This is a genomic window from Bacillus sp. JJ864, assembly GCF_036963045.1.
GTDB lineage: Bacteria > Bacillota > Bacilli > Bacillales > Bacillaceae_G > Bacillus_A > Bacillus_A pseudomycoides_C.
This window is the reverse complement of sequence record NZ_JBALLY010000034.1, coordinates 1-370: the sequence shown is the minus strand read 5'-3', so window position 1 is coordinate 370 and position 370 is coordinate 1.

The window sequence follows — 370 nt, the reverse complement described above, 5'->3', positions numbered from 1 at the left end:
ATATAACCTAATTAACTTTTTATGTAAATGCAGTAAATTTTTATAAATAAATTACTGAATTTCCCCTTTATATAAAAACAATCCAAATTTATTTCTTCTCTTTTTCAAAACTACCAATAATATCCCTTATTGGGGTCACCATACATTACTATCTACTTAAGATGAATTTATACCCATAATTCATAGAAAGCGTTATTCTTTTTGTAAAAATATACAGAAAGGGTGACGTTTTTTATGAATCTTTCGATTCAAAGTGAACTACAATTATTTGCTGAAGAATTATATGAACATCTTACTCCTGCATTTTTAGAAAAACTTGCAAGAGAAATCGGATTTATAAAGAGAAAACGTAAGTTTTCTGGCTCAGACT